At 73.7% G+C, this 14,446-nt stretch carries 7 protein-coding genes; 2 read left to right on the top strand and 5 right to left on the bottom strand.

Translation table 11 applies throughout. From position 1 onward, the window contains the following. Together CCN39_RS30035 and CCN39_RS30030 are read right to left on the bottom strand one after the other, a co-directional pair. Positions 1 to 2,923, bottom strand: a 2,923-nt coding sequence (locus CCN39_RS30035) for a type I polyketide synthase (RefSeq protein WP_244211065.1), incomplete at its 3' end; no start/stop codon positions are given. Continuing rightward, on the bottom strand, positions 2,920 to 8,862 hold the full coding sequence (locus CCN39_RS30030; RefSeq protein WP_086847654.1) for a type I polyketide synthase: 5,943 nt from the start codon (positions 8,860 to 8,862) through the stop codon (positions 2,920 to 2,922). The genes CCN39_RS30035 and CCN39_RS30030, both read right to left, overlap by 4 nt. A gap of 205 nt (positions 8,863 to 9,067) precedes the next feature. Between CCN39_RS30030 and CCN39_RS30025 the strand changes: the two genes are divergently transcribed. Together CCN39_RS30025 and CCN39_RS30020 are read left to right on the top strand one after the other, a co-directional pair. Continuing rightward, positions 9,068 to 9,853 (top strand): SDR family oxidoreductase, encoded by a 786-nt coding sequence (locus CCN39_RS30025; protein ID WP_086847652.1) that lies wholly within the window; start codon positions 9,068 to 9,070, stop codon positions 9,851 to 9,853. Position 9,854: 1 nt separating this feature from the next. Next, on the top strand, positions 9,855 to 10,820 hold the full coding sequence (locus CCN39_RS30020; RefSeq protein WP_086847650.1) for an aldo/keto reductase: 966 nt from the start codon (positions 9,855 to 9,857) through the stop codon (positions 10,818 to 10,820). On the opposite strand, the gene CCN39_RS30015 is transcribed toward CCN39_RS30020, so the two are convergent. The 3 genes from CCN39_RS30015 to CCN39_RS30010 form a co-directional block, all read right to left on the bottom strand. After that, positions 10,817 to 13,432, bottom strand: coding sequence for a CHAT domain-containing protein (locus tag CCN39_RS30015; protein WP_434781130.1), 2,616 nt, complete (start codon positions 13,430 to 13,432; stop codon positions 10,817 to 10,819). The two genes, CCN39_RS30020 and CCN39_RS30015, sit on opposite strands and share 4 nt — an antisense overlap. A gap of 84 nt (positions 13,433 to 13,516) precedes the next feature. Then, entirely contained in the window at positions 13,517 to 13,675 is a 159-nt protein-coding gene (locus CCN39_RS50820; RefSeq protein ID WP_167455220.1) for a hypothetical protein, read from the bottom strand. 331 nt (positions 13,676 to 14,006) lie between these two features. Next, positions 14,007 to 14,446: beta-lactamase family protein (locus tag CCN39_RS30010; RefSeq protein ID WP_143264205.1), on the bottom strand; the 440-nt coding region annotated here is incomplete at its 5' end.

Below are 14,446 nucleotides of genomic sequence, written 5' to 3'. Positions count from 1 at the left end.
GCGGCACCCGCTGCGCCGGGGCGGCGATGAGCCATCGCGAGAACACCGCGTCCCGCACCGCGACCGCCGTCGCGCCCGGCCAGGCGCGCTCGACGGCCCGGCAGGCCAGGTCGACCAGGGTCGTCGCGGGCACCACCGGCCGGAAGTCCGACTCGTCGGGCCAGCCGTCGCGCTGCCGGAAGAACCGGTGGTCACGCAGGTGCGGCATGGCTGCCACCGAGACGTCCACAGTGGACTCGACCCGGCGCCGGGCGGCCGCGACGACGTCCGCCGCGGCCTGGCGGGTTTCGGTGAGCAACGCGGTGAACTCGGCGACGATCGGGTCCGGCACCCCGGCGGGCAAGCTGTGCTGTTCCAGCAGGCCGCGGGCCGACTCCCCCAGCGAGAGCAGGGAATTCCCGGTCGTGAGCCGGATCCGCCGCGGTTCCAGCGCCGCGAAATCCGGGTCGCCGCCCTCGGTCCACAGCGCGGTGGCGAGGCGCCGCAGCTGCGCGAGCCCGGGCCGGGTGCCGGACGCGGCCGCGACGACCAGGTGCCGCCGCTCGCCCAGCGTGTCGGTGACGAACGACCCGAGCTGACCGGCGCCGACCTGCACGAACACCCGGAACCCGGTGTCGTGCATCGCCTCGGTCAGCGCCCGGAACCGGACCGGGCGCAGCAGGTGGTCCAGGTACAGCCGGCGGACGTCGGCCGCGACCGCCGGGTACGGCCGCGCGGTCGTCGCCGACCACACCGGCAGCTTCGGTGCGCGCAGGTCCAGGTCCGCGACGAGCCGGGCGAACGGCGCGAGGTGCGGTTCCATCAGCGGCGTGTGGAAACCGGACCGGAACGGCAGGGTGGTGGCCACGATCCCCGCGCCACGGCAGGTCGCCGCGAAGTCCGCGACGGCGTCCGGCGGGCCGCACACGATGGTCTGCTGTGCCGCGTTCTCGTGGGAGACGACCAGGTCGCCGGGCAGCAGTTCGGCCACGCGGGCCGCGGGGGCGCCCAGCACGAGGTAGTCCGCCTCGGGCAGCGTGAAGCCGTCCGGCCAGTAGCGCGGCACCGCGTCCGGTGCCGCGGTGTACATCCCGGCGGCCTGCATCGCCGTCCACTCCCCGACGCTGTGCCCGGCGAGCGCGTCCGGCCGGATCCGCAGCCGCCGCAGGACGTCGTCGAGCAGCAGCCCGGCGGCCGACACGCTCGCCGCGCGGTCGAGCACGCTCGCCGTCGACCACTGTGGACGGTCGAGGCCGAAGTGCCTTGCCACGTCGTCGAGCCGTGGTTCGCCACCGGCTTCCAGTCCCGGGTGGACGAACGCCGTCTTCCCCCCGGGCAGGAGCGGGTCGACGCTGCACCAGACGTCGCCGGCACCGTGCCACGGCCGGCCCTCGGCCGCCACCTTGGCGAGCACCCGGCGGGCGGTGGCCAGTTTGCGCTCGTCCGGGCCGACGATCCCGAGCCGGCACGGGCCGTCACCCGGGCCGGGCCGGGCCAGCCGGTCCAGGAGTTCCGCGGGCGTGCGCGCGGCCAGCCGCAGCACGCGTTCCGGCTCGTCGACGCGCACGCGCCGCTTCGGTGCCGGGTCGCCCGCTTCGAGCACGACGTGGGCGTTGACCCCGCCGAAGCCGAACGCGTTGACCGCGGCCACCCGCGGCAGGGCGCCCCACGGCTCGGCCTCGGCCAGCACCCGGAACCGCGTCTTGTCGAGCAGCGGGTTCGGGTCGGCGCAGTGCAGCGTCGGCGGGAGGACCCCGTGGTGCAGGGCGAGGGCCACCTTGACCAGCCCGGCGACCCCGGCGGTCGGCAGCGTGTGCCCGATCATCGACTTGACCGAGCCGATCACCGCCCGCGGGCCGCTCGCCGGGCCGAAGACGTCGGCGACGGTGGTCAGCTCGGCGGCGTCCCCGGTCGGTGTCGCGGTGCCGTGGGCCTCCAGCAGGCCGATTTCCGCGGGGTCGCGGCCCGCCCAGGCGCGTCGCAGGGCGAGGGTCTGCCCGGCGACGGACGGGCTGAGCAGGCTCGCGCCGCGCCCGTCGCTCGACGTGCCGCTGCCGCGGATCACGGCGTACACGCGGTCGCCGTCGCGGCGGGCGTCGGCCAGCCGCTTGAGCACGACGATCGCGGTGCCCTCGCCGATGAGCATGCCGTCCGCCTCGCGGGACAGCGGGCTGATCCGCTGGCTCGGCGACAGCGCGCCGAGCTGGGTGAACAGCGACCACAGCGTGTCGTCCTGCGTCTGGTGCGCACCCCCGGCGAGGACGACGTCGCAGCGGCCGCGGGTCAGCTCGCCGATCGCCTGGTCGACCGCGACCAGCGAGGAGGCGCAAGCAGCGTCCACTGTGTACGCCGGGCCGCCGAGGTCGAGCCGGTTCGCCACCCGGGCGGCGGCGAGGTTCGGCACCAGCCCGGCGGCGGTCTCGGGCCGGAACTCGCCGAGCGGTTCCAGCAGCGCCGTCCGCAGCCGGTCGAGGACGGCCGGCCCGGCCGACGGCATCAGCTCGCCGACCGTGCGGGTGATCTGCCGGACGGTGCGAACCCGCTGGTCAAAGCCCTGCAGCCCGGGTGAGAGGTACCCGCCGCGGCCGAGCACGACGCCGATCCGTTCGGGGTCGCCGAGCCGGCCGAGGCCACCGGCGTCGCCGACCGCGCCGAGGGCGACCGCCAGCGCCGTCAACTGGTCCGGCTCGGTGCCCTCGAGGGACGTGGGCGGGACGCCGTGGGCGACCGGGTCGAAGTCCAGGGTGTCCGCGGTGAAGCCGCCGCGGCGGCCGTGGGTGCGGTCCGGCGCGGTGCCGGCGCGGCCGTGGAACTCCGGGTCCCGGCGGTGCGGGGGAACCTCGGTGACGGCGTCGGTGCCGTCCACCAGGTTCCGCCAGTACTGGGCCACTGTGGACGCACCGGGCAGGAACACGCCCAGGCCGATGATGGCGACCGGGGTCACCACAGCGACGCCGTGTACAGCACCGAACGGTCCGTGCCGTAGGCGAGTTCGCGCAGCAGGGCCGCGGTGGCCTCGGCCGGGTCGAGCAGGGCGACGTCCCGGCGCTCGTACTCGCGGGCCAGCTCCGGCGACACCATGCCGCCGTGGTCCTGGCCCGGGGCCCACGGTCCCCAGTGGACGGTCACGGCCCGGCCCGGCCACGTCGTCCCGAGGGTTTCCAGTGCGTCGTTCGCGGCGGCGTAGTCGGTCTGGCCGCGGTTGCCGAGTACGGCGGCGATGCTGCCGAAGAACGCGACGAACCGTGGTTTGGCGTCCTGCAGCGAGCCGAGGAGGGCGCTCGCGCCGTCCACTTTGGTCTCGAAGACGGTCCGGAACGACAGCTCGTCCTTGTCCGCCATCAGCTTGTCGTCGAGGACGCCGGCGGCGAAGACGACCCCGTCGAGCCGGCCGTCGAGGCCCTTGACCAGCTGGTGGACCGCGTCCGCGTCGCGGACGTCGAGTGCGTGGTAGGCCGGGTCGCCGCCGGCGGCGCGGATCTGGTCGAGGGTCCGGCCGATCTCGCGCTGGGCCAGCACGGTCCGCACCCGGCGTTCGATGTCGGCGAGGGAGCCGCCGCGGCCGGCGAGCACCGCCCGCATCGCGGTGGGGTCGGCGGGCAGGTCGTCCGGTTCGCCGGGCCACGGCGTGCGCCCGGCGAGTTCGATCCGGGCCCCGGAGGCGGCGAACGCGACGGCCGCGTGCGCGGTGATCCCGCGGGCCCCGCCGAGCAGCAGCACGACGGAGTCCGGGCCCAGGCCGAGGGCGGCGAGCTCACCGCCGCCCGGGCCGGCCCCGGCGTAGGCGATCGACGGCAGCTCGGCGGGGCGCGGCTCGATCGTGAAGCGGCCGGCTTCGTCGTGCCCGACCACCGACGGCCCGTCGCTGAGGGCTTCGTCGACCAGCACCTTGGCGACGTCTTGGCTGGCCTCGACCAGCCGCGTGACGCCGTCGCGCTCCAGCGCGGCCGACCGCACCAGGCCCCGGAGCCCGGGGACGGCGTCGGGCTCCGCCGCCACGAAGACGGCCCCCCGCAGCGTCTTGAGCTGGGTGAACACCTCGGTGAGGTCGCGGGCGAACAGCACCGTGATGTCCGCGTCCCCGGTGACGACCTCCGCCCCGGCCGCGGCGAAGGCGGCACGCACGGCGTCGTCCGGCGCGGTCACGGTCTTTCCGCGCAGCCGCCCGGGATCCGGGTCCAGCGGCACGGGCACCCGCTCGAGCCGGTATCTGACCGGCGCGGTGGCCGCGGGCACCGGACTCAGCCAGCTTTCCAGGTGTGCCGTCAGCGCGTTCGCCGTGCGGTCGCGGCTGAGCTGGTCGGTGCGGTCGTCGGCCGGGAGGCCCAGCCGGGCCAGCAGCGTGCCCGCGATCTCGGTGCGCTTGATCGAGTCGATCGACAGGTCGGCTTCGAGGTCGAGGTCGCCGTCGATCATCTCGGCCGGGTAGCCGGTGCGCTCGCTGATCACGCCGATCACCGTGCCGAGGACGTCGGTTTCGGCCACCGGCTCGGGTTCCGGCTGTGGCTCGTCGATCGCCACCGGCACGGGCGCTTGGACCGCCTGCGGCACGGGCGCCGGGGCCGCCGACGGCACGGGCGCGCTGCCGAGGTAGCCGAGCATGACCTCCCGCTGGGCGGCGACGAGCTCGCGGGTGGTGCGCAGGAAGTCCACGATCGCCTGGTCGCGGCCGGGCGCGGGCTGGGTCATGACGGTACTCCGGATTCGTCGGGCCGGGGGCAGGGCGGGAACGGCGGAGCCGGGCGCGCGGACGGACCGCCCGTCGACGGCCCAGGCGGTCGGGGACGGTTCGGGGGGCTTCGGCCGGACCAGCCGTTCGGTACGGACGTCGACACCGGCTTCGGCGAGTGCCTTGAGCGCGGCCAGGAAGCCCGTGAGGTCGGGCCCGCAGGCGACGACGGTGTGCGGCCGGTCGCCGAGAATGTCCTGCACCAGCCGCGTCAGGACTCGTCCGGGTCCGACTTCGACGAAGATGCGCGCCCCGGCCGCGTACATGGCCTCGATCTGGTCGAGGAACCGCACGGGGGCACCGATTTGCGCGGCCAGTTCGTCGCGGACGTCGTACTGGTACGGCTGGGCGGTCCGGTTCGCCCACACGGGTTTCCGGGGCGTGATGAGTTCGGTTTTGCGGAGTTCCTGGGCGAAAACCTCGCAGGCACCGGCGACGAGCGGACTGTGGAAGGCGCAGGAGACGGGGATCCGCTGGGCGGAGATGCCGGTTTCCCCGAGCCGCCGGATGGCCCGTTCGACCGCCGGGACGGGCCCGGAGAGGACGACCTGCTCGGGAGCGTTGTGGTTGGCGACGACGACGTCCGGGCCGATGAGGGTGGCGGTGAGGAGGTCGCGCTTCGCTTTGACGGCGGCCATGGTTCCGGGCCGGGCGACCTGGGCGATGGCTTGCGCGCGGGCCCGGCTGAGGCGAAGGAGCGTCGCGGTGTCGAAGGCCCCGGCAACGGAGAGGGCGACGAGCTCGCCGTAGCTGTGCCCGGCCAGGAAGTCGGGACGGACGTTGACCTGCGCGAGCAGCTTCGCGACGGCGGTTTCGACGAGCCCGAGCGCAGGCTGGGCAACGCGGGTGTCGGTGAGGGCGGCTTCTTGGGCGTCGGCGGCCTCGGCGGTGAAGGCATGGGGCGGGAAGGCTTTGGCGGCGACGTCGGGGGCGAGGCGGAGGAGCTCGGCGAGTTCGGGGAAGTGGACGAAGAGCTCGGCGAGCATGCCGGTGCGCTGGCTGCCCTGGCCGGGGAAGAGGAAGGCAAGCTTGCCAGCCGCACCCACGCCGGTCCGGCCCGCAGCCACCGCACCCGGCTCCGCCAACCCGACCGCAGCCGCGGGCCGCTGACCCACAGCCACCTCGCCCGTTTCAACCCCACCTCGCTCGGCCGACCCGACTGCAGCCACCTCGCCCGGCTCGGCCGCACCCCGCTCGGCCGCACTCGCCTTGCCGAGGCTGCCCCGGCCCGCGAGCTTCCGCTTCTCCGCCACCGTGCGTTCGAGCTCGGCCAGCGCCTGCTCCGCCTCCGGTGCCCAGTCCCGCAACCCGTGCCTGCGGTCCGGGGCCACCGGTGCCGCGCCCAGGACCGCGTGGAAGTTCGTCCCTCCGAAGCCGAATGCGCTCACCCCCGCCAGCCGCGCCGGGGCTGCCCATGGCCGCGCCGTCGTCGTGAACGTGAACGGGCTCGCCGCCGCGTCCCATGCGGCGTTCGGCCTCGTCAACTGTCGCGTCGGCGGGACCACCTCGTGCCACAACGCCAGCGCCGCCTTGATCAGCCCCGCCAAGCCCGCCGCGCACTTCGTGTGGCCGATCTGGCTCTTCACCGATCCCAGCACGCACGACCCCGCCTCCGCGCCCGCCTCCGCGAAGAAAGCGGTCAGCGTCCGCAGTTCCGTGGCGTCCCCGACCACCGTTCCCGTGCCGTGGGCCTCAACCAGCCCCACGTCCACAGGGGACACTCCCGCGTCCCGGTAGGCCCGCTCCAACGCTCGGCGCTGGCCCTCCGGCCGTGGTGCCGTCAGGCCGAGTGCCTTGCCGTCGCTGGCCGCGCCCACGCCCTTGACCAGCGCGTAGATCCGGTCGCCGTCGCGCTCGGCGTCCGACCGGCGCTTGAGCACCAGGCAGGCCACGCCCTCGCCCAGTGCGATTCCGTCGGCCGCCGCGTCGAACGGGCGGCAGCGACCCGTCGGGGACAGCGCCCCCGCCGAGGTGAACATCAGGTAGTCGTGGATGCCGTTGTGCAGGTCGACCGCGCCGCACAGGACCAGCGAGCTCGTTCCCGCGCGCAGTTCCTTCGCCGCGAGGTCCAGCGCCGCCAGCGACGAACCGCACGCCGCGTCCACCGTGTAGTTCGCGCCGCCGAGGTCGAGGCGGTTCGCGATCCGGCCGGAGATGACGTTGGCCAGCGTGCCCGGGAACGTGTCCTCGGTCGGCTCGGGCAGCTGCGCGAGCAGCTCGGGCGGCACCTCGTCGAGGTAACCGTCGAGCAGGGACCGCAGCGTGCCCGCGTTCGCCAGGTCGCCGCCCGCCTCCGCGCCGAACACCACACTCGTGTGCTCGCGGTCGAAGTCCCGGTTCGCGTACCCGGCGTCGGCCAGCGCGCGGCGCGCCGTTTCCAGGGACACCAGCTGAGCCGGGTCGATGCTGCCCATCGCCGACGGCGGGATGCCGAACTCCAGCGGGTCGACGTCCAGCGCGGGCAGGAACCCGCCCCACTTCGACGTCGACTGTCCGAAGTAGACGTCCGGGTCCCAGCGGTCGCGGGGGACTTCGGTGACGGCGTCGTCGCCGCGGAGGATGTTCGACCAGAACGCCGGCAGGTCGCGCGCGCCGGGGAACGTGCAGGCCATGCCGATGATCGCGATGTCACCCGCGTCCGTCGCCGGTTGCTCCGGGCGGGCGAACGTCTTCCCGGCGGTGACCTCGCGGTGCAGTTCGGCGATCGTCGTCCGGCGGTCCCGCAGGACGGCCACCTCGCCGGCCATGAACATCCCCTCGGCCAGCTGGGTGTCGGCGTCGAGCGCCTCGCCGTCACGGCGGACGCCCTTGCTGGCGACGCGCAGCCGTCCGGTGTTCAGCTCTTCCAGCCGCTGCCACGCTTCGGGCGTGTCCCCCAGGACGGCCTTGACCTGCGCGAACTCCGCCGTGTACGGGCTGGGCAGGCACCGCGTCCGGTGCCCCGGCGCGGTTTCCAGGGTCACGGTGGCGTCCGCGGCGAGCGCGCGTTCCTGGAACAGCCCGGTGATCGCGCCGTGCGTCACGGCTTCTTCGGTGAACAGGTAAGCAGTGCCCATCAGGACGCCGGTGGCGTCGAGCGGCTCGGCCATCGCGGCGACCATGGCGGCCGAACGCGCGTCGTGGATCCCGCCCGCGAAGAGCACCTCGACGTCCTTCGCGGCGTCGAGGACGGCCAGTTGTTCTTCCCACAGTTCGAAACTCGCCCGCGGGCCGACGTGCCCGCCGCACTCGGCGCCTTCGAAGACGAACCGGCGGACTCCGGCGTCGAGGTACTGGCGGAGCAGGACCGGGGAGGGCACGTGCAGGAACGTCGCGATCCCTTCGGCTTCCAGGGCCTTGGCCTGCCCCGGTTTCCCGCCCGCGACGAGCACGCACCGCGGCCGCGCCGCCCGGATCGCGGCGAGCTGGGCGACGCGCAGGGCGTCGGGGACGAAGCCGAGGATGCCCGCGCCCCACGGCCGGTCGCCGAGGCGCTCGGCGGTGCGGGCGAGCAGGTCGGTGGTGCGCGCGCCGTTCGCCGTGGCCACCGCGACGAACGGGAAGCCACCCGCGTCGGCGACCGCGGCCGCGAAGCCCGGCTGGTCGCTCACCCGCGTCATCGGGCCCTGGACGACCGGCAGCGCACTGCCCAGCGTCCGGCACAACCGCGTGCCGAGGCCGACCGCGGGCACCTTCGCACCGACGATCCGGCTCACATCCACAGTGGATCCGACGACGACGCCCGCCGCACCTCCGGCGAGCGCGCCCACCGCCGTCCGCGGCCCGGCCACGCTTCCCCAGACCGGGACGTCGAAGGTGGCCAGAAGCTGTTGCAGCAGAACGAAGTCGCTCAGGTCGCCCCCGCGGGCGACGAGTCCCAGCGCGCCGCCGCGAACGGCCTCGGCGGCCATGGCGACGTCCCCGACCTCGGCGAGCGCCCCGGTCCACGGCGCTTTCGTGCGGACGGCGAAGGCCGCGCCCTCGGGCAGCGGACCGTCCGTCCGCACCGCGTACGGCACCCGGACCCGGGCCGCGACCAGCCGCAGGTTCGCGGGATCGGCGCCGTCGAGGACGCCGAGGCCGCCGCCGCGCGCGACCGCGGCGACCACGTCGGGATCGCCGACCCCCAGGCACCGGAGCCGACGAGCGTGCGACGGCGGGACGAGCTCGGCCATCGGCGGACCTCCTGTGCGCGGGGCGTTGCGATCTTCAGGAATAACGCACGAGGCACCGGAAACGCAATACTCGTGCTAACGTGCAAAACCGTGGAACAAGGCAAGATCATGGTGCTGACCAGCACTTTTATCACCCGCATCGCAACCATGAAATACATTTCCCGCACGCACGTGACAATTCGACTCTGAAATATCTGGAGCCCGCGTGGAACTGACTGGACGCGTGGTCGCGCTGACCGGCGCGGCACACGGAATCGGGGCCGCCATGGCCCGCCGCTTCGCCGCGGAAGGCGCGGCCGGGGTGGTCGTGTCCGACGTGGACGCCGCCGGCGCCGCCCGGGTGGCGGCCGAGATCACCGCCGCGGGCGGCCGGGCCGTCGCGGTGGCGGCCGACGCGACGTCCAAAAAGGACCTCAAAACGCTGGTCACGACGGCGCGCGCCGAGTTCGGCCCGGTCGACTTGTTCTGCGCCAACGCGGGCGCCGCGTTCGGCACCGGCGTGCACGCGGCCGACGAGCAGTGGCAGCGCTCGTGGGAGATCAACGTCATGCAGCACGTCCACGCCGCACAGGTGGTGCTGCCCGCGATGCTCGCCCGCGGCGACGGATATCTGCTGATCACGGCGTCGGGCGCCGGCCTGCTCGGCATCCCCGGCGACGCGCCCTACTCGGTCACCAAGCACGCGGCCGTCGGCCTCGCCGAGTGGCTGGCGATCACCTACCGGCCACGCGGGGTGCGGGTCAGCGCGCTGTGCCCGCTCGGCGTCCGGACGGCGCTGCTGGAACCCGGCATCGCCGCCGGCCACCCGGCCGCGCTGGCCATCGCCGCGGCGGCCCCGCTCATCGACCCCGAGGACGTCGCCGAGGCGGTCGTGCGGGGGCTCGGCGAGGAGGAATTCCTGATCCTGCCGCACGAATCGGTGCGGGAGTCCTTCGCGCGCAAGGCGGGCGCGGTCGACGCGTGGATCGACGAGATGGCCGTGGGAGGCTGACGTGGAGTACCGCAGGGTCGGCGCGAGCGGCTTGGCCGTCAGCGAGATCGCCTACGGCAACTGGCTGACGCACGGCGCTCCCGGCTGCGTCGCCGCGGCGCTGGACGCGGGCGTCACGACGTTCCACACGGCGGCGGCCTGGGACGGCGGCGCCGCGGAGGCCGCGTTCGGGGCGGCGTTCGCCGGCGTCCGCCGCGAAGACCTGGTGCTGTGCACCGGCGTGTTCTGGCCGGAAGGCCCGGGCCCGAACGACGCGGGCTTGAGCCGCAAGCACGTGATCGCGTCCCTGGACGGCTCGCTGCGGCGGCTGCGCACCGACTACGTCGACGTCTACCAGCTGCTGCGCTTCGACTACCGCACGCCGGTCGCGGAGACGTTCCTCGCGCTGTCGGACCTGGTGCGGCAGGGGAAGATCCGGTACGTCGGCACGTCGGAGTGGACGGCCGAGCAGCTGCTGCAGGCACACGAGGCCGCCGCGCGGTACGACGTGCCGCTGATCGCCAACCAGCCGCACTACTCGATGCTGTGGCGGGTGCCCGAAGCGCAGGTGATGCCGGTGGGCGCGCGGATCGGCGTGGGGCAGTTCGCTTCGGTGCCGCTCGCCCAAGGGGTGCTGACCGGCAAGTACCGCGACGGACGGATCCCGCCGGGCTCGCGCGGGGCCGGACCGCCGGCCGCCCGGCCGTTGCTCATGCCGGAGCTGCTGGAGCGGGTGGAGCTGCTGCGCGGCGTCGCGGACGACGCCGGCCTGACGATGGCCCAGCTCGCGCTGGCCTGGACGTTGCAGCACGAGACGGTCGCCGCGGCGGTCGTCGGCGCGAGCACGCCGGAGCAGGTCACGGAGAACGCCAAGGCCGCCGGCATCCGTCTCGACCTCGACGTGCTGACCCGGATCGACCAGCTGCTCGGCAGCTTCGTCCAGACCGACCCGCGGCTGGTGTGGTCGCCGCCGGCCCAGCTGGGCTAGCCGGCGCCGAGGCAGACGAAGGGGCGCCGGAACGGGTCGACGGCGATCGCGTCGGCCAGTGCGAGCGCCGGGCTCTCCCGGACGGCCAGCGCGCGGTAGTAGTCGTCCATCGCGGCCGCCGAGGCGAGGTCGCCGACGCGGGACAGCGGCGCGATCACCGTCCGGGAGCCGCTGGCCAGCAGCGCGCTGGCGAAGCCGAGCGCCTCGTCACCGGGCCGGATCCGGTTCATCGCGAGTTCGCAGGCGGCGAACACGACCTGCCGCGGCGGCTGCCGCAGCCCGGCCATCTCGTGGCCGAAGAGAGCACCGTCGGCGAGTTCGAGCCGGGAGAACAGCGCGTTCTCCGGCTCGTGCGCACCGTGCGCGGCGAAGTGCGCGAGCTTGGCGCCGTCCATCGCGCGCAGCACGGACTTCACGGTGGCCTTGGCGCCGGTCATGGTGGTCGCGGTGCGGTAGTGCGTGGTCAGCTTCTCGAGCTCGCCACGGGCGCCGGCCAGCCCGGGGCCGCGGACGAGCACGATCTTGCGCGCCCGCGACGACTTGGTCAGCTCGGCGGCGAGCCAGGCGGTCGCCGACGGCGCGACGACGGTCGGCCGCCCCCGCAGGCCGGGCAGCACGCCCCACGGCACGGCGTAGAGCGGCCCGGTCGGGACGACGACCAGCTCACGGTCGCCGATGACGTCGGCCAGCGGCTGGATGAGCTGCGCGTCGAGCTTGTCGGCCTGCTTGCGCGCCGACGTCATGACGACCTCGGCCAGCCGCTCGGGCAGGTTGTCGGGAGCCAGGGCGTCGAGGTCGACGTTGAGGACGCGCGCGGATTCGGCGGCGGCCCCGGCGGACCCGAGCCGCACGAGCCGGCACTCGCCCCCGGCCACGACGACGGCGACGAGCTCGTCCCCGGAAGCGGCGAAGCTGACCATGGCCCGCTCCCCGAGCCGCGCGACGACTTCGGCCAGCCCGGCCACGGGCCGCGGCCGCCCCCACCGCCCGGTGTGCCAGCCGAGCCGCTGGGCCTCCCGCAACCGTTCGTTGTACTTCGCCCGCAGCCCGGCGATGGGGTGCCCGTCGTGCTGGGCTTCCTGGATGGCCTGCCCGAGCCCCCGCACCTCGGCCACGCGCGCGGCGAGCTCCGGATCGGTCCCGGCGGAGAGGGGTTCGTAGCGGTAGGTCTGGGCCCGGGTCCGTTCGAGCCAGACGAACAGCCGCCGGGCATCGTTGCGCTCCAGCACGAGCTTGACGGCGAGATCGGCGAGCTCCTGCCCGTGCAGAGCGGTGCCGGAGACGAGGTCCAGCCCACCCATCCGATCCCGGACGGCGTCGAGTTCGGTGAGCCCGGACCGGATCTCGGTGAGCGCCTTGGCCCGGTCCCCTCGAGCCACGGCGAGCTCGGCCCGGCAGAGCCGCCGAAGCATCCGGTAGTCGATGGGGGTCAGCTGACCGGGTCGAGGGACCTTCTGAAGGGTCTCGACGGCCCGCTTGAGATTGCCCCGGCGGATGTCCAGCCGGACGGCGAGCATCCGCGCGGTGGCGGCCTGGTCAGCGAGCTGGGGGGTCGGCATTTTCGCAGCCGCACGCAGTGCCCTCGTCGGCAGGCTGGCGGGCATTTCTCCGGTCTCGAGGGCGTCCCGGGTGTCGGCCTTCAGCCCCATCAGGGTCGCGTTGGCCGTGCACGTCAGGCACCCGACCTTGAGCATCCGGCGACGCGCCGAGTAGGCCATCTCCCTGGCGAGCTCGACCTCATCGCCCATCAGGGCGGCCGAAGCGCGGTACAGCTCCGCCAGAGCCAGCTCCCGGCTGATGCTCTGCTCCTCGACCATGACCGGCAGGATCTCGTCCAGGTGGGCGCCGGCTTCATCCGCGAGGCCGGCCGCGAGCAAGGCTTCGGCCTGCGCGAGCCGCAAGGTCGACGGGATCTCCATGTCGAGCGCGCGGTAGCTGCGCTCGCACTCGTCGTAGAGCCGCAAGGCCTCCGGAACATCCCCCATCCGGAGCGCGAGGGTGCCCAGCGTCCGCCGGGTGCTGGCCGCGTTGGCGCGCAGTTCGTACTTCTCGGCGAGTTCGAGAGACCTGGTCAGGTCCGCCTGAGCCTCGCGCACGTTCCCCAGCCGGATGTGCACCCAGCCACGAGACGCCAGGGTCATCGTGAAGGCACCCATCCGCGAATCGGGATCGGTGCCGTTGGCCAGGCGGTACTCCTGGTGCTCGATGGCCTTGTCGAACGAAGCGAGGCTTTCGTCGTTGCGCCCGACGCCCATCAGCCGCATCGCGTAGTTGTGGTTGAGCGATCCGTTCAGCTCGGCCCGCAGAACCGGGTCCTCGACCGCGTTGATCAGCAGCCGGACATCGTCCAGGCCCGCCAGCCCCGCCGCCAGATCGCTGGAGATCTCCGACGAGACGGCGGTCATCGTGCTGGCCAGGCGGATCCGCGTCACCAGCCAGTCGACGCGGTACGCGGACGGCACGGGGTGCACCGAATCCAGCAGGCTCATCCCGCGACGCAGCAGCCGGAGGCTCTGGTGGTACCGCGCGACGCACGAGGCATCGGCGGCGGCTTTCTGCAGGGAACGAACCCTCTCGATCACCTCGGAGGGGTCCACGTCAATCACGGGCACTCACCTATGACAGCACAGGCTTCGGCAAAAAGAAGCCCGCCTACCGGTAGATCAGCAGGCGGGCTTACCTCCTCGTGGCCGGTATCAGGGCTTGACGACCTGATAGCAGCCGTTCGCGCACTCGGTGTGGACCGGGTGCTCGGTGTGGATCTTGCCGTCCGAGTCGGTCCACTGGACCGTCGGCTCGGTCGGCTCGACCGGCTCCGGGGCTTCCTCCGGCTTGACTTCCGTGGGCGTCGACATGGTCGATCTCCTCTCCCCTGGGGATCTTCATGGAGGACGCTGCCGTGACGGTGAGTCCCCCTCGTCGCGAGGCCCTCTCCCCGCGAACGGCCCAATAGTTTCACATCGGAGCAATGATCGGGAGAGTTTTCGCTACGGAAAGTCAGTCCGAAGCGTGTGAGCAGGGTGGATAACCTGATCGGAACGTCCTAACGAGTGAAGTCTGTAACGACGTCCACTACGGACGTGCATCACCGCACCGCTGAGACCACTCGGCAGCACGTGTCACTCTGGACACGGACCGTGACCTTCGGGCCTGCGGTCCGGACCAGAGTGTCCTGTGTGGACGGGGCTAGGCCGTCGCTGCCGAGTGGACCGCGCGGACCAGGCGGGCGTTCTCCGGGGCCGCGCCGCCCGGGAAGGCGAAGCGGCGGCGGTTGTAGCCGTACGCGAGGCCGCTGCGGGGGTCGGCGAACGCCTGGGAACCGGCCGCGCCGCTGTGGCCGAAGGCGCCCTGGCCCAGCACCGGGTAGTCGTCCGAGACGATCGCGAAGCCGAGGCCGAACGCGTTGCGGTTGCGGGTGGCGAGGTCGTCGCCGATCGAGTGGATCTGGGCGAACTCCGCCGCGGTCTCCGGGCGCAGGAGCGGCTCCGGGCCGCTGATCGCCGCCGCGTACATGCCGGCCAGGCCGCGGGCCGACGCGACGCCGCCGACCGAAGCCGGGCTCAGCTGCCGGACCAGTTTGATGTTCGGCAGCTCCCAGAGCTCCGGCGCCTTCGGGTGGTTGGCGT

Origin of the sequence: Amycolatopsis kentuckyensis (genome assembly GCF_002155975.1) — a bacterium.
GTDB lineage: Bacteria > Actinomycetota > Actinomycetes > Mycobacteriales > Pseudonocardiaceae > Amycolatopsis > Amycolatopsis kentuckyensis.
This window is presented reverse-complemented; position numbering and strand designations above follow the sequence as displayed.

What these genes read in the sequence shown, in the direction of transcription:
- CCN39_RS30030 (WP_086847654.1), bottom strand. Translation starts at nt 8,862, where the DNA reads ATGGCCGAGCTCGTCCCGCCGTCGCACGCTCGTCGGCTCCGGTGCCTG.
- CCN39_RS50820 (WP_167455220.1), bottom strand. Translation starts at nt 13,675, where the DNA reads ATGTCGACGCCCACGGAAGTCAAGCCGGAGGAAGCCCCGGAGCCGGTC.